The 16,847-nt window shown below is 65.8% G+C and carries 17 protein-coding genes; 8 read left to right on the plus strand and 9 right to left on the minus strand.

Annotated features, from left to right (window positions below):
* Positions 1-93 precede the first annotated feature (93 nt).
* Positions 94-357: a YebG family protein gene (locus tag ABE459_RS14925; protein WP_012274138.1), complete on the minus strand. Its 264-nt coding sequence runs from the start codon at positions 355-357 to the stop codon at positions 94-96.
* 241 nt (positions 358-598) lie between these two features.
* Between ABE459_RS14925 and ABE459_RS14930 the strand changes: the two genes are divergently transcribed.
* Positions 599-1,069: a phosphate-starvation-inducible PsiE family protein gene (locus tag ABE459_RS14930; protein WP_125462638.1), complete on the plus strand. Its 471-nt coding sequence runs from the start codon at positions 599-601 to the stop codon at positions 1,067-1,069.
* 3 nt (positions 1,070-1,072) lie between these two features.
* On the opposite strand, the gene ABE459_RS14935 is transcribed toward ABE459_RS14930, so the two are convergent.
* The 5 genes from ABE459_RS14935 to ABE459_RS14955 form a co-directional block, all read right to left on the minus strand.
* Positions 1,073-1,360 (minus strand): DUF3509 domain-containing protein, encoded by a 288-nt coding sequence (locus tag ABE459_RS14935; RefSeq protein ID WP_125462639.1) that lies wholly within the window; start codon positions 1,358-1,360, stop codon positions 1,073-1,075.
* A 126-nt stretch (positions 1,361-1,486) separates the two neighbouring features.
* Complete coding sequence (locus ABE459_RS14940) at positions 1,487-1,834, minus strand: HPF/RaiA family ribosome-associated protein (RefSeq protein ID WP_110991697.1); 348 nt, start codon at positions 1,832-1,834, stop codon at positions 1,487-1,489.
* Between the two features lie 178 nt (positions 1,835-2,012).
* Complete coding sequence (gene fecA, locus ABE459_RS14945) at positions 2,013-4,343, minus strand: TonB-dependent Fe(3+) dicitrate receptor FecA (protein ID WP_323830701.1); 2,331 nt, start codon at positions 4,341-4,343, stop codon at positions 2,013-2,015.
* A 247-nt stretch (positions 4,344-4,590) separates the two neighbouring features.
* The gene (locus ABE459_RS14950) at positions 4,591-5,514 is read right to left on the minus strand and encodes a FecR family protein (RefSeq protein ID WP_323830702.1); all 924 of its coding nucleotides are present in this window, start codon (positions 5,512-5,514) and stop codon (positions 4,591-4,593) included.
* Positions 5,511-6,005, minus strand: a complete 495-nt coding sequence (locus ABE459_RS14955) for a sigma-70 family RNA polymerase sigma factor (RefSeq protein ID WP_323830703.1) — start codon at positions 6,003-6,005, stop codon at positions 5,511-5,513. Before ABE459_RS14955 ends, ABE459_RS14950 begins: the two co-directional genes overlap by 4 nt.
* A 170-nt stretch (positions 6,006-6,175) precedes the next feature.
* Here ABE459_RS14955 and ABE459_RS14960 point away from each other — a divergent pair, with 170 nt between their 5' ends.
* From ABE459_RS14960 to ABE459_RS14985, 6 genes are all read left to right on the plus strand, one after another.
* A complete protein-coding gene (locus ABE459_RS14960; RefSeq protein ID WP_323830704.1) occupies positions 6,176-6,481 on the plus strand; it encodes a DUF3649 domain-containing protein in 306 nt (101 codons plus the stop codon).
* The gene (locus ABE459_RS14965; RefSeq protein WP_323830705.1) at positions 6,478-8,040 is read left to right on the plus strand and encodes a PepSY-associated TM helix domain-containing protein; all 1,563 of its coding nucleotides are present in this window, start codon (positions 6,478-6,480) and stop codon (positions 8,038-8,040) included. Before ABE459_RS14960 ends, ABE459_RS14965 begins: the two co-directional genes overlap by 4 nt.
* On the plus strand, positions 8,040-8,366 hold the full coding sequence (locus ABE459_RS14970; protein ID WP_323830706.1) for a DUF3325 domain-containing protein: 327 nt from the start codon (positions 8,040-8,042) through the stop codon (positions 8,364-8,366). Before ABE459_RS14965 ends, ABE459_RS14970 begins: the two co-directional genes overlap by 1 nt.
* Before the next feature lie 4 nt (positions 8,367-8,370).
* Positions 8,371-8,946, plus strand: coding sequence for a sigma-70 family RNA polymerase sigma factor (locus tag ABE459_RS14975; protein WP_125462646.1), 576 nt, complete (start codon positions 8,371-8,373; stop codon positions 8,944-8,946).
* Positions 8,943-9,914 carry a FecR domain-containing protein gene (locus ABE459_RS14980; protein WP_323830707.1) on the plus strand — a complete coding sequence of 324 codons (972 nt, stop codon included), beginning with the start codon at positions 8,943-8,945 and terminating at the stop codon, positions 9,912-9,914. Before ABE459_RS14975 ends, ABE459_RS14980 begins: the two co-directional genes overlap by 4 nt.
* Before the next feature lie 140 nt (positions 9,915-10,054).
* Entirely contained in the window at positions 10,055-12,457 is a 2,403-nt protein-coding gene (locus ABE459_RS14985; RefSeq protein ID WP_323830708.1) for a TonB-dependent receptor, read from the plus strand.
* Positions 12,458-12,571: 114 nt separating this feature from the next.
* Here the strand turns inward: ABE459_RS14985 and ABE459_RS14990 are convergent, their stop codons facing one another.
* Positions 12,572-13,447, minus strand: coding sequence for an AraC family transcriptional regulator (locus tag ABE459_RS14990; protein WP_323830709.1), 876 nt, complete (start codon positions 13,445-13,447; stop codon positions 12,572-12,574).
* A gap of 261 nt (positions 13,448-13,708) precedes the next feature.
* Here ABE459_RS14990 and ABE459_RS14995 point away from each other — a divergent pair, with 261 nt between their 5' ends.
* On the plus strand, positions 13,709-14,611 hold the full coding sequence (locus tag ABE459_RS14995; RefSeq protein WP_323830710.1) for a DMT family transporter: 903 nt from the start codon (positions 13,709-13,711) through the stop codon (positions 14,609-14,611).
* A gap of 159 nt (positions 14,612-14,770) precedes the next feature.
* On the opposite strand, the gene ABE459_RS15000 is transcribed toward ABE459_RS14995, so the two are convergent.
* Together ABE459_RS15000 and ABE459_RS15005 are read right to left on the minus strand one after the other, a co-directional pair.
* The gene (locus ABE459_RS15000) at positions 14,771-15,745 is read right to left on the minus strand and encodes a D-glycerate dehydrogenase (protein ID WP_125462651.1); all 975 of its coding nucleotides are present in this window, start codon (positions 15,743-15,745) and stop codon (positions 14,771-14,773) included.
* Between the two features lie 115 nt (positions 15,746-15,860).
* A complete protein-coding gene (locus ABE459_RS15005) occupies positions 15,861-16,808 on the minus strand; it encodes a LysR family transcriptional regulator (RefSeq protein ID WP_125462652.1) in 948 nt (315 codons plus the stop codon).
* Positions 16,809-16,847 lie beyond the last annotated feature (39 nt).

The following is a 16,847-nucleotide window of genomic DNA, read 5'->3' on the forward strand; positions in this document are numbered from 1 at the left end:
TTGGGCGCCCCTTTTTACCCCATTTGTTGGGGGGGGGGGGGTGGGGCCCCGTTCCCCCCACACAAGGCCGCTCCTACAGGTGGCGTGCCGATTCTACTCGGCTGCCCCGCCTTCGAGCAGTTCCGCCAGCGCATCCGGCTGGCTCTTGAACGCGCGGGCAAACACATCGCGGTTCTTGGCCATGTAGATACCGGCTTCCTCGACCTGCTGCTCGCTCAGCGACGGCACTGCTTTGTGCAGCACTTCAGCCAGGCGCTCGGCCAGTTCGAGCATCTTGTCGTGACGATCTGCTTCGGCCTTATCCATGAACAAGCGCTCCGGGTCGCGGCTGCTGCGGTACACCACTTCGACGGCCATTCATCACCTCTATGCCTTTTTGCTGGTTGGGGTATTAACTGTATTTTTATACAGTACAGGTGAAGGCCTGCTCACTGCAACCACAGTGATGGCCATTCGCGAGCAAAAAGCCTAGCGCACAAGTGCCCTGCGGCAATTCACCACCTTCCAAGGCAGGGGGCCTGGCCCTTTAACTGCATGGCACAACAAATGTCACAGGCGTGACGCACCATCCTTCAGCCGTATCGGGGAATTGAACACCGTGAACACCAAATGGGCAGACAAGCTGCGCAAGGGCCTGCATGGCTCCGCCGACTCACTGGGCAACCTGTGCGTGGAGGCATTCCACTACCTGGCACTGTTCGGCATCGGCGCGATCACCGCCTATGCGGCGGTAGTGACCTTCCTGGACATGCTGGGCAAGGGCGGGGTCAGCGTCGATGACATCCTGCTGCTGTTCATCTACCTGGAGCTGGGGGCGATGGTGGGGATCTACTTCAAGACCAACCACATGCCCATCCGCTTCCTGCTGTACGTGGCAATCACCGCGCTGACCCGTTTGCTGATCGGCGATGTGTCGCACCACAAGGCGCCGGATGTCGGGCTGCTGTACGTGTGTGGCGGCATCCTGCTGCTGGCGTTCGCCATCCTGGTGGTGCGCTACGCCTCCTACCGCTACCCGTCGACCAAGGTGCTGGACGCCAACGGCAAGGAAGTGGACGAGAGCAAATAGCCCTCAGTTGGCTAGGCAGGAGGCCGGGTGGCGATGATCGCGGGTCAGTGCGGCCAGCACTTGCAGCGGGTTCTGGCCAAGCTCGATGGCCAGGCCCAGGCGGATGCTGTCGATGACCCGTTGCAGGCGCACCGGGTCGTTGCGCTGGGCCGCGCTGACCAGGCGCCTGGCAACCACGCCGCTGTCATCGGAGAGGGTCAGCATGATGCTGCCATCGAGGCGCTCGATGCTCAGGTTGACCCGGTATTCGGGTGCGAACGCAGCGCTGATCTGGTCGAAGGGGTTGTTCATGGTCGAGGCCTGCATTGAATGACTGCAGGAGTTGACCGGGGCGTGCCGGGGTTGGTTCAGGCCCGCTGATCGGTGCAAATGAAAACGCCCGGCGCAAGGCCGGGCGTTTTTACTGATGCGGTTGGATCAGGCGTCCGGGTCACTCAGTTCAAGCACGCCACGTTTACTGCGCAGTTTGCCGTAGAAATGCTCCAGTGCGTGGTTGAGCTTGTTGGCGGCGCCATCGACCGCCTGGTCCAGCGAAGTGGCGGTATGGGTCACGGAAATCGGTTGGTGGCCTTTGGGGCGAGCCTCCATCTGGCAGCGTTTGTCGTGCGGTCCGGGCTTGGCGCCGTTCTCGTCGCGCAAATGGACTTCGATGCGGGTGAGGTCTTCTTCGTAGCGCTCGAGGCTGCTGTGCAGCGTGGCGCGGACCCACTCGTCGAGACGGTTGTTGCCTTCGAAATGGTTGCTGCTGTTGACCTGGATTTGCATGACTTCAATCCTTATTCAGCTTGCTCGCGGGAGGCACTTTCAAGCCACTGAGGGCGTTGGTCTTTTTGCGCCTCTTGACTCTAAGGTCAGGCATCCGCGCGACGAATTCAACCCCCTGCGCAAGAAAAATTTCCTGTTGCAAAAAGCCCGGCGATCGCCGGGCTTTTGTTGTCGCCGATCAGAACTCAACCGAGGTCTGCAGGTATAGAGTACGAGGTTCGCCCACGTACTTGCCCTTGTTGTTGTCGTCGAACGAGCGGGTGTAGTACTCGCGGTTGAACAGGTTCTTCACCCCCACCGCCACCTTCAGGTTGGAAAGCGCAGGGCCGAAGTCATAGCCGGCACGGCTGCTCACCAGCATGTAGCCGGGGATACGCCCGGTGCTGCCGTCGGCGCTCTCGCTGCCGGTGTTGGCGTTGTCGGCGTACTGGCTGCTCTGGAAGCTGCTGTCCAGGTTCAACTGCCACGGGCCGTCGGTGTAACCCACACCCAGGGTGCCTTTGTGGCGCGACGAGAACGGCACCTGGTTACCCTTGTTCGGCCCGTCCTCACGGATGGTGGCATCGACGAAGGCGTAGCCGGCATGCACGTCGAAACCGGCCAGCGCCGGGCTCAGGCCATCGAGGGCGTAGCGCACGCTGGTCTCGATGCCCTGGTGGCGGGTTTCGCCGCGGGCGATCACCGAATCGTTGGTCTGGTTGCTTTCGTACTGGTTGTCGAAATTGATCAGAAATACGCCGATCTCCGCCTGCAGGTCGCCATTGTCGTAACGGGTGCCGAGTTCCCAGGTACGTGCTTTCTCCGGTTTTACCTCGCCACTGCTGACCCGGTTGGGCATCTGGCTGTACTGCACACTGCCGAATGACCCTTCGGTGTTGGCGTACAGGTTCCAGTTGTCGGTGAGGTGGTACATCACGTTGAGTGCCGGCAGGGCGGTGTTGTAACTGCCCTGGTAGCGCTGGCCGCTGAGTTTGTTGCTTTGCTGCGAGTCGATCATCTCGTAGCGCACACCCGGGGTGATGGTCCAGCGGCCGATGTCGATACGGTCGTCCAGGTAAATCGCATGGGCCTCGGTGCTGCCACGGGTGTCGCGGTCGTTGCGGCTGTCGGTGGTGGGCAGCAGGTTGCTGCGGGTCGGTTCGCGGTAGCGCAGTTCGTGGCCGGCTTCGTTGACGTAGCGGTAGCCGATGCCCAGTTCGTGCCAGCTGTCACCCAGCGCTACGCCCTGGGAGAAGCGCGTCTCGATACCGCGCACCCAGTATTCGCGTGGCGACAGCGAAACGAAGTTGCCCTGGTCCAGGTAACCGCTGCGCAGGGTCTTGGTGAAGAAGCTGTTGACGCTGAACTGGCGGTCGTCCTGCTGGTAGTCGTAGCCGAAGTTGAACAGCGTGCGGCGGCCCCAGAACTTGTCCTTGAGGCGAGTCGACTGGTAGGGATCATCGTCGAACGCCGCGGCGCTCAGCCCGCCCGGCATCTCGGCCTCGCCCTCGTAGTACTGGGCCATGGCATGCAGGCTGTTGGCTTCGTCGAGCTGCAGCTTGCCCTTGAGCATCAAGTCGTCGATCTGCGTGTCGCTGTGTTCGCGCCAGTCGCTGCCCCGGGTGCCGGAGTACAGCAGGGCACCCCCCAGGCCGTTGGCGTTGGTGCCGCCGATCAGCAGGTTGGCGTTGTTCTTCAAGCCATCTTGGCTGGACGACGGGCTGATCTGGTTCTGCATCGCTGCCTTGAACGTCGCCTCTTCGGGGATGGCACGGGTGACGAAGTTGACGATGCCGCCGACGTTCTGCGGCCCGTAGCGCACCGCGCCGCCGCCGCGCACCACGTCCACCGCGTCCATGTTGCCCAGGCTGATCGGCGCCAGCGACAGCTGTGGCTGGCCGTAGGGAGCGAACGGCACCGGGATGCCGTCCATCAGTACGGTGGAGCGCGACGCCAGGCGTGGGTTGAGGCCACGGATGCCGAAGTTCAGCGCCAGGTCGTGGCTGCCAGTGCCGTTGTTCTCCGGCGCGTTCACCCCGGGGATGCGGTTGAGCACTTCACGGGCGCTGCTGGCGCCGCTGCGCTCGAACGCCTCGCGGCGTACCACGTCACGGGCGCCGGGGTGCTCGAAGACGTTGTCCTGGCGCGCGTCGGCCAGCCAGTCACCGACCACGGTCGAGGCCCCCAGCTCCACGGCCGCGCCGCTGTTGCCCGCCTGTAGCGGTTGCAGGCTGTAGGCGTTGTCGGCTTCCTGGCGGGCCTGCAGGCCGCTGCCGCGCAGCAAGGCATCCAGGCCCTGGCCCACCTCGTACTGGCCGTCCAGGCCAGGGCTGATCAGGCCTTGGGTCAGTGCCGAGCCGAACGAGATCAACGCGCCGCTTTCGCGACCGAACTGGTTGAGCGCGTCTTCCAGGCTGCCGGAGGCGATGTGGTAGCTGCGGGTTTCGGCGGCCTGGGTGGCGGGCACGGCGCCGCCCAGGCTGATGGCGAGCAGCAGGGCGTGGGCGAGGGGGCTTGGGCGCAGAAGCATGGGGCGGTGGTCCTGTGAGAAGGGGGTTCTGCCTTCTCTGTCACGCGAGGTCGGGGAAATGGCTCAGCTGATCTGCACTTTTTTCAATTTTTCTTCAAGGCGCGATTCCTGTAGGAGCGGCCTTGTGCCGCGAAAGGGCCGCAGAGCGGCCCCGGGATCTACGATCGAAGCAACTATTGCCGGGCCGCTTCGCGGCCATTTCGCGGCACAAGGCCGCTCCTACACCGGTCGCGCAGGCTTGCTGCCCTCACCCCGTAGCCGCCTCGACCGACACCCAGTACCGGGTAAACCGGCGCACCTTAACCGGCAACGCCACCTCCAGCATGGCCAGGATCCGCTCGCTGTCTTCCAGCGGATACGAGCCGGAAATCCGCAAATCGGCCACCCGTTCGCTGCAACCCAATTGCCCAAGCCGGTAGCGCGAAAGCTCGGCAACAAAGTCGCCGAGGCGCATCTGCGACACCACCAGCATGCCGTCCACCCAGGTTGCGCGGTTCGAGTCCAGTGGCGCGATCGCCTGCCACCCATCCCCGGCGAAACGCGCCTGGTGCCCGGCCAACAGGCTTTGCCCGGCCACGCTGGCGCTGCCGCTGAACACCGTGACCAGGCTGAAACCGTCGAACTGGCGTACGTTGAAACGGCCCCGGTCCAGCAGCAGCTCGCCTTCGCCGGTGCGCAGCCGCAGCGGCCGCGCATCGTTGGCCGCCTCCAGCAACAGTTCACCCTCCTGCAGGCGCACCAGCCGCTGCTGGCCATCGAAGCGCACATCGGCGGCGCTGCGGGTGTTCAGGTGCAATTGGCTGCCATCGTCGAGGGTCAGGCGCCGGCGTTGGCCGACCGGGCTGCGATAGTCGGCCATCAGCCCCGGCAGCGGGTTGTGCTGCTGCAGGCCTAACCCGGTGGCACTGGCCACACCCACCAGCAACAGGGCCTTGAGCGCCCGGCGCCGGGCCGGGGAGGGCGGCGCCTGCAGGGTCGCGTGCACCACCGGCGAGGCCACGCCGCGCAGGCGCTGGTTGACCTGCTGGATGTGCGCCCAGGCGCGCTGGTGCTCATGGTCGGCTGCCAGCCAGCGTTCCAGCGCCAGGTGCTGGTCGAAGCCCTCGGCCTGGGATTCGATCAGCCAATGCACGGCCTGCTCGGCGACGCGGGGGGCGAACGAGGTGTTCATTGGGCGAAGTAGCAGCGCAGGGCTGCCTTGTGCAGGTAGCGCTTGACCGTCGCCAGCGAGATACCCAGCTCCCGGGCGATCTCGCCCTGGCCCCGGCCGTCGACCTGGGCCAGCAGGAACGCGCGCTTGACCAGCGGCGGCAGGCCATCGAGCAGGCGGTCGAGTTCCAGCAGGGTGTCGAAGATGATCGCCTTTTCTTCTTCGCTCGGCGCCACCTGCTCGGGCACCAGGGCCAGCGCCTCGAGGTAGGCGCGCTCGAGTTCCTGGCGGCGGAAGTGGTTGCACAGCACCCGCTTGGCCACGGTGGCGAGGAAGGCGCGGGGCTCTACCAGTTTCGGCGTTTCGCGGGCCTGGAGCAGGCGCACGTAGGTGTCCTGGGCCAGGTCCGCGGCGCTCTGCGGGCAACCCAGGCGCCGCCGCAACCAACCGGTAAGCCAGCTGTGGTGGTTGAGGTACAGACCTTCGACGGTGGAGGAGAGGGCGCTGGGCACCGATGCGACTCCGGCGCTCTGTGGCGCGACTGGAAGTAAGAATTGTTCGCATTGTATTCAGGCCTCGACCTTTCGGCAATCGGTGACTGGGGCCGCAGTTCATCCCCGACTCTTTGCTTATGAGAATTGAAATCATTACTATTGCACCCCCATTTCCCCGGACCACCGCGATGAAGAGCAAAGCCGCCGGCCTCCCCTTGAGCTATCGCCTGGCCGTGGCCTCACGCAGCCTGGCGGCACTGCTGGGCGGCTACCTGCTGGCGTCGCTGGCCAGCGTGTGCATCACCCTGCTCACGCCCATGGCCCAAGTCGATGCCGCGCTCACCGGCATGATGCTGTCGTTCGTGGTCTACCTGCTGGCTTTCATCGGCTGCTTCGCCTGCCGCAGCGCCTGGCGCGCCTGGCTAGGCGTGCTGCTGCCCAGCCTGGTGCTGGGGCTGATCGCCGGGCTTGCCTACTGGATGAAAAACGGATGAAAGAGGGCTTTCGCCAGGCCATGGCCTGGTTGCACACCTGGACCGGGCTGATCTTCGGCTGGCTGCTGTTCGCCATTTTCCTCACCGGGACGCTGTCGTACTTCAAGGACGAGATCAGCCACTGGAGCACGCCCGAAGTCCACAGCCACCCGCTCCACCCGGTGGCCAGCCTGGCGCTGGCGCAGCGCTACCTGCAAAGCAACGCCGGCCACGCCAACAGCTGGTTCATCCGCCTGCCGAGCGAGCGCGAGCCGGCGCTCAGCGTCAGTTGGCGCGACCCGAATGCAGGTGGGCGACGCGGCATGGTCAGGAAGGACCTGGACGCCGTCAGCGGCCAGGAAGTGGTGGGCCGCGACAGCCGTGGCGGCGAGTTTTTCTACCGTTTCCACTTCGAGCTGCAGATGCCCTATCCGTGGGGGCGCTGGTTGGCGACCTTCTGCGCCTTCATCATGCTGCTGGGTCTGGTGACCGGGATCATCACCCACAAGAAGATCTTCAAGGAGTTCTTCACCTTCCGCCCCGGCAAGGGCCAGCGCTCCTGGCTCGACGGCCATAACGCCATCGGCGTGCTGGTGCTGCCGTTCCACCTGATGATCAGCTACAGCAGCCTGGTGATCTTCATGTACATGGTGATGCCGGCCAGCATCATGGCCAGCTATGGCGACAGCGGCGACTATTTCAACGACCTGTTCGGCCGTGACCAAACCCCGGCGCTGGCAAGCGTGGCGGCACCCTTGGCGCCATTGCCGGAGTTGTACGCCAAGGTGCAGGAGCAGGCGCCGGGCGCGCGCATGGGCTTCATCCAGGTGCAGAACCCTGGCGACGGCAATGCCCGGGTCACCTTCAGCCGCGCCTCGGCCGACAGCGTGGCCTACAAGCGCAGCGCCAACTGGACCTTCGATGGTGTCAGCGGCGCCCTGCTTAGCCAAGGCGCGCCGGAGAGCGCGGCGATGATGACCTCGTTTACCTTAGTCGGCCTGCACATGGGCAATTTCGCCGGGCCGTGGCTGCGCTGGCTGTATTTCGCCTTCGGCGTGGCCGGCACGGCGGTGATCGGCACGGGCCTGGTGATGTGGCTGGGCAAGCGTCAGCTCAAGCATGCCAAGAGCGGGCATATGCCGGTCGAGCTGCGCCTGGTCGAGGTGCTCAACATCGCCAGCATGGGCGGCCTGCTGCTCGGCGTGGCGGCGTTCTTCTGGGCCAACCGCCTGCTGCCGGTGGCGTTGCAGGGGCGTGCCGACTGGGAGATCAACGCCTTCTTCCTGGCCTGGGCCCTGGCGCTGGCCCATGCCGTGCTGCGCCCTGGGCGCCGGGCCTGGGGCGAACAACTGGCGCTGGGCGCGCTGGCCTTCGCCCTGTTGCCGCTGCTCAACGCCCTGACCACCGGCCAGGGGTTGAACCACTCCATTGCCGTCGGTGACTGGGCCATGGCTGGGTTCGACCTGACTGCACTGGGTACAGGGCTATTCCTCGCCTGGGCTGCCGGCAAGATGCTGCGCGCGCCCAAAGTTGTGGCCAAGCGCGCGCCCAAGGTCGCCAAAGCCGTGGAGGTGAGCTGATGCTGAGCGTCGCGCTGCTCGGTTTCGCCGGTTTCGCCGGCCTGTGCCTGGCCATGGAAAAACACTTCAACGACCTGCTCGGGCTCAAGCCCACGGCCAGTCAGCTCAAGGCCCTGCGCATCGGTGGCTGGTCACTGTTGCTGCTGTCGCTGGTGCTGGCCGTGCACGTGCAGGGCTTGGCCTTTGGCCTGGTGGAGTGGATCGCCGTGCTGATGGCCGGGGTGACGCTGTGGGTGTTCGGCCTGCCGTACCAGCCTCGCTTGCTGCTGGGCCTGGCAGCGGCCAGCCTGGTGCTTGGGCCGTTGCTGGCCGTGCTGGCGGTGTAAGGCATTGCGCGAGCCGGGGGAGGTGATCGACGCCGACGCCGAGGCCAGCCGTGGCCGGGCGCGCTTCGTCCAGGTGTTCCTCGCCCAGCGTGCGCGCATGGAGGCGCTGGTCAACCGGCGCATCGGCTGCCGCGCCACCGCCGCCGACCTGGTGCAGGAGCTGTTCCTGCGCTTCTGGCGCCGCCCCGAGGTCAAGGTCGAAGCCCTCGATACTTACCTGCTGCGCAGCGCCAGCAACCTGGCCATCGACTACCTGCGCAGCGAAGGCAGCCGCGACCGCGTGGCCGAAGGCTTGCAGCACACCGACGACGAAGCCTTCGCCCAGGCGCCCGAACAGGCCCTGGAGGTCGACCATGACCTGCAGCGCATCGAGGCGGCGCTGCGCGCCTTGCCCGAGCGCACCCGGCAGATCTTCCTGCTCAATCGCATCCACGGCTGCACCTATGGCGAGATCGCCAAAGCCATGCAGCTGTCCCAGAGCGCCGTGGAAAAGCATATGATGCGCGCCCTCGAAGCGTGCAAGGCGAGTGTCGCCGAAGCCGCACCCCCACCGCGCCGGCCAGGGAGCGCCCGTCGATGAGCCTCGAACCGCCGATTACTGCCGAACAGTCCCGGGCCGCCCTGGGCTGGCTGATGCACATCCACCAGCAGCCGGAGCAGGCCGAAAGCGCCGCATTCAAGCGCTGGTTGCTGCAGGCCCCGGCCCATCGCCAAGCCTACGCCCAGGCCCAGGCGTTGTGGCGCCAGACCGAGGCCCCGGCCGCGCGCCTGGCCGCTGAAGACCAGGCAGGCCTGCAGCAGTACCTCGAAGCCATGCGCCGGCCTGCCCGCAAACCCCATTGGCTGCGCTTCGCCGTGGCCGCTTGCCTGCTGCTGGCGCTGGGTGGCGTGGCCGGTTGGCAGCCGCAGAACTGGTTGCAGGACCTGCGCGCCGACTACACCAGCGCCGAGCAGGTGCGCCAGGTGACCTTGGCCGATGGCTCGCAACTGACACTGGACGCCGGCACGGCGATCGGCGTGGACTTCGACCAGGGTGAGCGCCGCGTACGCCTGCTGCGCGGCGCCGCGTACTTCCAGGTGACCCACACCGGCGCGCCGTTCCTGGTCGACGCCAACGGCGGGCAGGTGCGCGTGCTCGGCACCCAGTTCGAAGTGCGCGAGCAGGGTGAGGGGGCCCAGGTCACGGTGCGCAGCGGCCGGGTGGCGGTGACGCCTGCCCAGGGCCAGCCGGCGCGCGAGCTGACCGCCAATCAACAGCTGGCCTATGCCACCGGCAGCGCGGGCGCGGTCGAGGCGGTGGACAGCGACAGCCGCCTGGCCTGGCGCCAGGGCTGGCTGAATTATTACCAGGTGCCGCTGGGGCAGGTGGTCGAGGACCTGGGGCGTTACTACCCCGGGCGGATCGTGCTGCTCGACGGCGAGCTGGCGCAGCGCAAGGTCAGTGGCAGCTTCCCGGTGGCCGAGCCGCTGCTGGCGCTGGACTCGCTGGGCAAGGTGCTGGGGTTCTCGCGGCAGACGCTGTTGGGGCGGATCACTGTCCTGCGCTAGGTGTTAGTTACAACTGGCCCAATCGCCGGCGAGCTCAACTTTTTTCACCAGGACGGTGAGGTATCCGTTCACGGCATCCGTGTAGTGAGTGGAAGTGCGATTCATTCGCAAAAGATCATCCCTCTCACAGGTCAGCGTCCATGAAGTTCACCCCGCGTTGCGTCCCGCTCTGGTTCGGCCTCAGCACCTTGTCGGTGCTGGCCATGGTCCCTCAGGCGATGGCCGAGCAGCAGAGCCAGGCCTATGCCTTCGCCCAGCCGAGCCAGCCGCTGGCCCAGGCGCTCAACGCCTTCAGCCGCACCACCGGGCAGAGCGTGGTCTACACCCTGGCGCTGCCCGATCTGCAGGCGCCGGCCTTGCACGGCACGTTCAGCGCCGAGCAGGCCCTGCAGCAGCTGCTGGGCAGCTCCGGCCTGGCCTGGCGCCGCGTCGATGGCCGCACCCTGACCCTCGAACTGGCCGACACCTCAGGGGCCGTGAACCTGCAAGCCACCACCGTCACATCCCAGGCCGACGACTACAGCTACCAGCCCCCGGCCAGCGCCTCGATCATGCGCGGCCAGGGCCCGACCCAGGACATCCCTCAGGCGATCAACGTGGTGCCCGCGCAGGTGATCCGCGACCAGGCGCCGCGCAACCTCGACGATGCGCTGTACAACGTCAGCGGCATCACCCAGGGCAACAACTTCGGCGGCACCGCCGACACCGTGATGAAGCGCGGCTTCGGCGACAACCGCGACGGCTCGATCATGCGCGACGGCATGCCCATCGTGCAGGGCCGCGCCCTCAACGCCAGCACCGAGCGGGTCGAGGTGCTCAAGGGCCCCGCTTCGCTGCTGTACGGCATCCAGGACCCGGGCGGGGTGATCAACGTGGTCAGCAAGCGCCCGCAGCTTGAGCAGTACAACGCCGTCACCCTGCGCGGCTCCAGCTACGGCAGTGGCAAGAACGGCAGCGGCGGCGGCCTGGACAGCACCGGCGCGCTGGGCGACAGCAACTTCGCCTATCGACTGATCGTTGACCATGAGGACGAAGACTACTGGCGCAATTTCGGCGTGCACCGCGAGTCGCTGGTGGCGCCGTCGTTCGCCTGGCTGGGCGAAGCCACCCAGGTGGTGCTGGCCTACGAGCACCGTGAGTTCAGCTACCCGTTCGACCGCGGCACCGCCTTCGGCAGTGACGGGCACCCGCTGAACATTCCCGCCAGCCGCCGTCTCGACGAGCCGTTCAACGACATGGAAGGCCGCTCCGACCTGTACCGCCTGGAGGTCGATCACCAGCTGAGCGACGACTGGAAAGCGCACTTCGGCTACAGCTTCAACCGCGAAACCTACGATGCCAGCCAGGTCCGTGTGACCGGGGTGAACGAGGCAAAAGGCACGCTGACCCGCAGCATCGACGGCACCCTGGGCGCCATGAGCCGCGACCAGTTCGCCACCTTCAGCCTCAACGGCAACGTCGAACTGGCTGGCCAGCGCCACGACCTGCTGGTTGGTGTCGATCACGAAGACCGCAAGATCTACCGCGCCGACCTGATCCGCCAGAACAGCCGTTCGACCTTCAGCTACCTCAACCCGGTCTATGGCCGCGAAGTGGAAGGCACCAGCGTGCGCGCCAGCGACAGCGACCAGACCGACGAGCTGCGCAGCGATTCGCTGTTCCTGCAGGATGCCTGGCACCTGGACGATCACTGGATCCTGGTGGCCGGCGGGCGCTTCCAGCAGTTCGACCAGTACGCCGGCCGTGGCCGCCCGTTCAAGGTCAACACCGACAACAGCGGCCAGACCTGGGTGCCCCATGCGGGTCTGGTGTACAAGCTCTACGAGCAACTGTCGTTCTATGGCAGCTACAGCGAGTCGTTCAAACCCAACTCGACCATCGCGCCGCTGAGCATCGGCGGTGGCCAGACCCTCACCCTCGACTCCGGCATCGAGCCGGAGCAAGGCAAGTCGTGGGAACTGGGCGCCAAGCTGGATATCCCCGGCCGGTTGACCGGCACCCTGGCGCTGTTCGATATCAACAAGCGCAATGTGCTGGTGGCCGACGGCGACACTCAGCCCGGCACGATCATCTACAGCAATGCCGGTGAAGTGCGCTCCCGCGGCGTCGAACTCGACCTGACCGGCCAGCTCAGCGAGCGCTGGAGCCTGATCGGCGCCTACGCCTTCACCGATGCCGAAGTGACCAAGGACCCGGACCTAAAGGGCAATCGCCTGCAGAATGTCGCTCGCCACAGTGGTTCGCTGTCGGCGGTGTATGACTACGGCAGCCTGCTTGGCGGCGACCGCCTGCGTGTAGGGGCGGGCGCCCGCTATGTAGGGGAACGTGCCGGCAATGCGACCAATGACTTCGACCTGCCGGCGTATACCGTGGCCGATGCCTTTGCCAGCTACGAGACCAAGCTCGACGAGCACAAGGTTCTGCTGCAACTGAACGTGAAGAACCTGTTCGACAAGGTGTATTACAGCTCGGCGGTGAACCGGTACTTCGTCGCGGTGGGGGATGCGCGGCAGGTGAGCCTGTCGAGTACCTTGGAGTTCTGAGGACTGGGACCGCGTTGCGGTCCTTTCGCGACACAAGGCCGCTCCTACAAGGGACCGCGATTTCCTGTAGGAGCGGCCTTGTGTCGCGAAAGGGCCGCAAAGCGGCCCCAGGGTTCAACAGGCAAACGCCGCCCGATACTCCCCCGGCGTCGCCCCCAGCGCCTGCCTGAACCGGTTGCTGAAATGGCTGGCACTGGCAAACCCGCACAGCAACGCCACCTGCCCCAGCGGCAGTTGCCCCAGGCGCAACAGCTCGCCGGCCCGGTGCAGGCGCCGGGCCAGCAGGTACTGATGCGGCGGCAAACCGAAGCTCGCCCGGAACATCCGCGCAAAGTGGTATTCGGACAGGTTGCAGCGCAGCGCCAGCTCACCCAGCGTCAGCGGCTGGTCGAGGTTGGCCTCGATGTACTCGACCAACTGCCGGCGTTGGTGCGGCGCCAGCCCGCCCTTGAGTTTCAGCCCCTGGCGCAGCCCCGCCTGGTGCAGCACGGCATGGTCGATGATGGCGTGCCCCAGGCTGCTGGCCAGCAGCCGTTCGCCGGGCTCGGCCCAGTCCAGCTGGATCAGCTGGCGAAAGCGCGCGGCCTGCAAAGGGTCTTCAAGGAAGGTCGCCTCGCGCAGTTGCATCTCCCGTGGCTCACGGTCGAGCAGGCGGGTGCAGCCCAGGGCGAATTGCGCCTCGCTGATGTACAGGTGGGCCAGGCGGATCGAGCCGTTGACCACCCAGTTCGACTCGTGGCCGGCGGGCATGATGCACAGCTTGCCAGGCGACCCCTTGTCCGACGGGCGCTGGCGGCGGAAGGTGCCGGTACCGTCGGCGATGTAGCAGGACAGGGTGTGGTGGCTGGGGGCCTGATAGTCGCGGGCATCGTCACGGTTGCTCCACAACGCCGCCGCCAGCCCGTCGCCCAGGTGCGCGCTCAGCTCCAGGCGGGCGTGGGGGGAGGCGTGCATGGCGTTGAAGACTTGCAGGTGATCGAGTGCGGGCATGGGCGGGTCCTCTGGTGGCCATCGTACTGCGATGGCGAGGGGCTGGCAGCTACCTGGCGAGGAAAAGCGCAAGTTTGTGCAAGCGCGGGAGCGACAGGCATTGAAGACTGTGAGGCCTGGCGAGGGCTGCGCCCTCGATTCGCGGGTGAACCCGCTCCCACAGAATCAGCGCCAGCCTTGCCAGCGACGCCATTCCTGTGGGAGCGGGTTCACCCGCGAAGAGCCAGGCACCGATTCTGAGAGGCCCGAGGAACCGTCACCATGAACCTGTCGCTCTACCTGCTCACCGTCCTGATCTGGGGCACCACCTGGATCGCCCTGAAACTGCAACTGGGCGTGGTCGCCATCCCGGTGTCGATCGTCTACCGCTTCGCCCTGGCCGGGCTGATCCTGTTCGCCATCCTGCTACTTACCCGGCGCCTGCAACCGATGGACAGGCGCGGCCATCTGGTGTGCCTGGCCCAGGGCTTCTGTTTGTTCTGCGTCAACTTCATGTGCTTCCTCACCGCCAGCCAGTGGATCGCCAGTGGCCTGATCGCCGTGGTGTTTTCCACCGCCACCCTGTGGAATGCCCTCAATGCGCGGATCTTCTTCGGCCAGAAGGTTGCCGCCAACGTGCTCGGCGGCGGGGCCATGGGCCTGCTCGGCCTGGGGCTGCTGTTCTGGCCGGAGCTTTCGCACCACGCCGCCAGCCGCGAAACCCTCTACGGCCTGGGCCTGGCGCTGCTCGGCACCTTGTGTTTCTCGGCCGGCAACATGCTCTCCAGCGTGCAGCAGCGGGCCGGGCTCAAGCCCATGACCACCAATGCCTGGGGCATGCTCTACGGCGCATCGATGCTGGCGATGTATTGCCTGGTCAGCGGCATTCCGTTCGAGATGGAATGGAACACGCGCTATATCGGTTCGCTGCTGTACCTGGTGATCCCGGGCTCGGTGATCGGCTTCACCGCCTACCTCACCCTGGTCGGGCGCATGGGGCCGGAGCGCGCGGCCTACTGCACGGTACTGTTCCCGCTGGTGGCGCTGAATGTGTCGGCGTTCGCCGAAGGCTACCAGTGGACGGCGCCGGCGCTGCTGGGGCTGGTGGTGGTGATGGCGGGGAATGTGCTGGTGTTTCGCAAGCCCAAAGCACGGCCAGTGACTGGAGCGCTGGCAACTAAATAAGGCAGCTTTTCTGTAGGAGCGGCCTTGTGTCGCGAAAGGGCTGCGCAGCAGCCCCAAGATCTCGGCATCATGCAAAATCGCCGGGGCCGCCTTGCGGCCCTATCGCGACACAAGGCCGCTCCTACAGGCGATAGGGCCAGCCCGGTCAGTAAGCGACTATCAGCCTTTCCACACCTGCGGATTCACCAGATCCCGCGGCCGCTCGCCCAGCAGCGCCGCGCGCAGGTTGTCGATCGCCCGGTTGGCCATGGCCTCGCGGGTTTCGGCGGTGGCCGAGCCGACGTGGGGCAGGGTCAGGGCGTTGGGCAGCTTGAACAGCGGCGAGTCGGCCAGTGGCTCTTTCTCGTACACATCCAGCCCGGCGCCACGGATGGTGCCGTTTTGCAGCGCCTCGATCAGCGCCGCCTCATCCACTACCGGCCCGCGCGCGATGTTGATCAGGAACGCGCTGGGCTTCATCAGCTTCAATTCCCGTGCGCCGATCAACTTGCGGGTAGCCTCGGACAGCGGCACCACGATACAGACGAAGTCGGCCTCGGCCAGCAGCTCATCCAGGCTCCGGAATTGTGCGCCGAGCTCCTGCTCCAGCGCCGCCTTGCGGCTGTTGCCGGCGTACAGCACCTGCATGTTGAAGCCGAAGCGGCCACGGCGGGCGATGGCCGCGCCGATGTTGCCCATGCCGACGATCCCCAGGGTCTTGCCATGCACGTCGCTGCCGAAGTGCGCCGGGCCCACGGTGGCCTGCCACTGGCCGGCCTTGGTCCAGGCATCGAGCTCGGCGGTACGGCGGGCGCAGCCCATGACCAGGGCGAAGCCCAGGTCGGCGGTGCTTTCGGTGAGCACATCGGGGGTATTGGTCAGGGCGATGCCGCGCTCGTTGAGGTAGGCCAGGTCGTAGTTGTCGTAGCCGACCGAGACGCTCGATACCACCTCAAGCTTGCCCGCGCCTTCGAGCTGCGCGCGGCCGAGCTTGCGGCCCACGCCGATCAGGCCATGGGCCTCGGGCAGGGCTTCGTTGAACTGCGCGGCGATGTCGCCCAGTTTCGGGTTGGGCAGGATCACGTTGAAGTCTTGCTGCAGGCGTTCGGCCATGGCTGGGGTAATGCGGCTGAAGGCCAGGACGGTCTTTTTCATCGGGCTTCTCCTGGGAAAAGCTACAAGCTACAAGCTGCAAGTCATAAGCAAAAGCGGGATATGTGTAGTTACGCTTCTTCTTGCAGCTTGTAGCTTGCAGCTTGCAGCTGCCCATTCAGTTGGCGATCAGCACCTGGTGGGTCTTCAGGTCCGCCTCATGGGCCGCCAGGATCTCCGGCAACGAGTTGCGCAGGTACTCGACCCAGGTCTTGATCTTGGCATCCAGGTACTGGCGCGACGGGTAGATCGCGTACAGGTTGAGCTCCTGCAGGCGGTAGTCGGGCATGATCCGCACGATGCTGCCGTCACGCAGGGCATCGATGGCCGAATAGATCGGCAGCACGCCAACCCCCATGCTGCTGCGGATCGCGGTCTTCATCGCATCGGCCGAGTTCACCTGGAACGGCGAGGTGGTGATGTTGACCAGCTCCTGGCCTTCGGGGCCGTCGAACAGCCACTTCTCCAGCGGGATCACCGGGCTGACCATGCGCAGGCACGAATGCTTGAGCAGGTCGGCCGGCTTGTGCGCGGTGCCGTGGCGTGCCACGTATTCGGGCGAGGCGCAGACGATGCTGTAGGTGATGCCCAGGCGTTGCGAGACGAAGCCCGAGTCCGGCAGCTCGGTGGCCAGCACGATGGACACGTCGTAGCCCTCGTCGAGCAAGTCGGGCACACGGTTGGCCATGGTCAGGTCGAAGGTCACGTCCGGGTGCGACTCGCGGTAACGGGCGATGGCATCGACCACGAAGTGCTGGCCCACGCCGGTCATCGAATGCACCTTCAGCTGCCCGGCAGGGCGAGCGTGGGCATCGCTGGCTTCGGCTTCGGCCTCCTCGACGTAACTGAGGATCTGTTCGCAGCGCATCAGGTAGCGCTTGCCTGCTTCGGTCAGCGCGATGCGCCGGGTGGTGCGGTTGAGCAGGCGGGTTTGCAGATGGGCTTCCAGGTTGGAGACCGCGCGCGAGACGTTCGCGGTGGTCGTATCAAGCTGCACGGCGGCGGCAGTGAAACTGCCGAGCTGGGCCACACAACTGAAAGCACGCATGTTTTGCAGGGTGTCCATGGGTCACTCTCGGGTTAGAGGACAAAATTGTGACATGAA

Origin of the sequence: Pseudomonas sp. TWI923 (genome assembly GCF_039673365.1) — a bacterium.
GTDB lineage: Bacteria > Pseudomonadota > Gammaproteobacteria > Pseudomonadales > Pseudomonadaceae > Aquipseudomonas > Aquipseudomonas sichuanensis.

Bases quoted from the DNA above. Each gene is read 5' to 3' on its own strand.
- ABE459_RS14925 (WP_012274138.1), bottom strand. From the start codon at position 357: ATGGCCGTCGAAGTGGTGTACCGCAGCAGCCGCGACCCGGAGCGCTTG.
- ABE459_RS14935 (WP_125462639.1), bottom strand. From the start codon at position 1,360: ATGAACAACCCCTTCGACCAGATCAGCGCTGCGTTCGCACCCGAATAC.
- ABE459_RS14940 (WP_110991697.1), bottom strand. From the start codon at position 1,834: ATGCAAATCCAGGTCAACAGCAGCAACCATTTCGAAGGCAACAACCGT.
- fecA (WP_323830701.1), bottom strand. From the start codon at position 4,343: ATGCTTCTGCGCCCAAGCCCCCTCGCCCACGCCCTGCTGCTCGCCATC.
- ABE459_RS14950 (WP_323830702.1), bottom strand. From the start codon at position 5,514: ATGAACACCTCGTTCGCCCCCCGCGTCGCCGAGCAGGCCGTGCATTGG.
- ABE459_RS14960 (WP_323830704.1), top strand. From the start codon at position 6,176: ATGAAGAGCAAAGCCGCCGGCCTCCCCTTGAGCTATCGCCTGGCCGTG.
- ABE459_RS14965 (WP_323830705.1), top strand. From the start codon at position 6,478: ATGAAAGAGGGCTTTCGCCAGGCCATGGCCTGGTTGCACACCTGGACC.
- ABE459_RS14970 (WP_323830706.1), top strand. From the start codon at position 8,040: ATGCTGAGCGTCGCGCTGCTCGGTTTCGCCGGTTTCGCCGGCCTGTGC.
- ABE459_RS14980 (WP_323830707.1), top strand. From the start codon at position 8,943: ATGAGCCTCGAACCGCCGATTACTGCCGAACAGTCCCGGGCCGCCCTG.
- ABE459_RS14985 (WP_323830708.1), top strand. From the start codon at position 10,055: ATGAAGTTCACCCCGCGTTGCGTCCCGCTCTGGTTCGGCCTCAGCACC.
- ABE459_RS14990 (WP_323830709.1), bottom strand. From the start codon at position 13,447: ATGCCCGCACTCGATCACCTGCAAGTCTTCAACGCCATGCACGCCTCC.
- ABE459_RS14995 (WP_323830710.1), top strand. From the start codon at position 13,709: ATGAACCTGTCGCTCTACCTGCTCACCGTCCTGATCTGGGGCACCACC.
- ABE459_RS15000 (WP_125462651.1), bottom strand. From the start codon at position 15,745: ATGAAAAAGACCGTCCTGGCCTTCAGCCGCATTACCCCAGCCATGGCC.
- ABE459_RS15005 (WP_125462652.1), bottom strand. From the start codon at position 16,808: ATGGACACCCTGCAAAACATGCGTGCTTTCAGTTGTGTGGCCCAGCTC.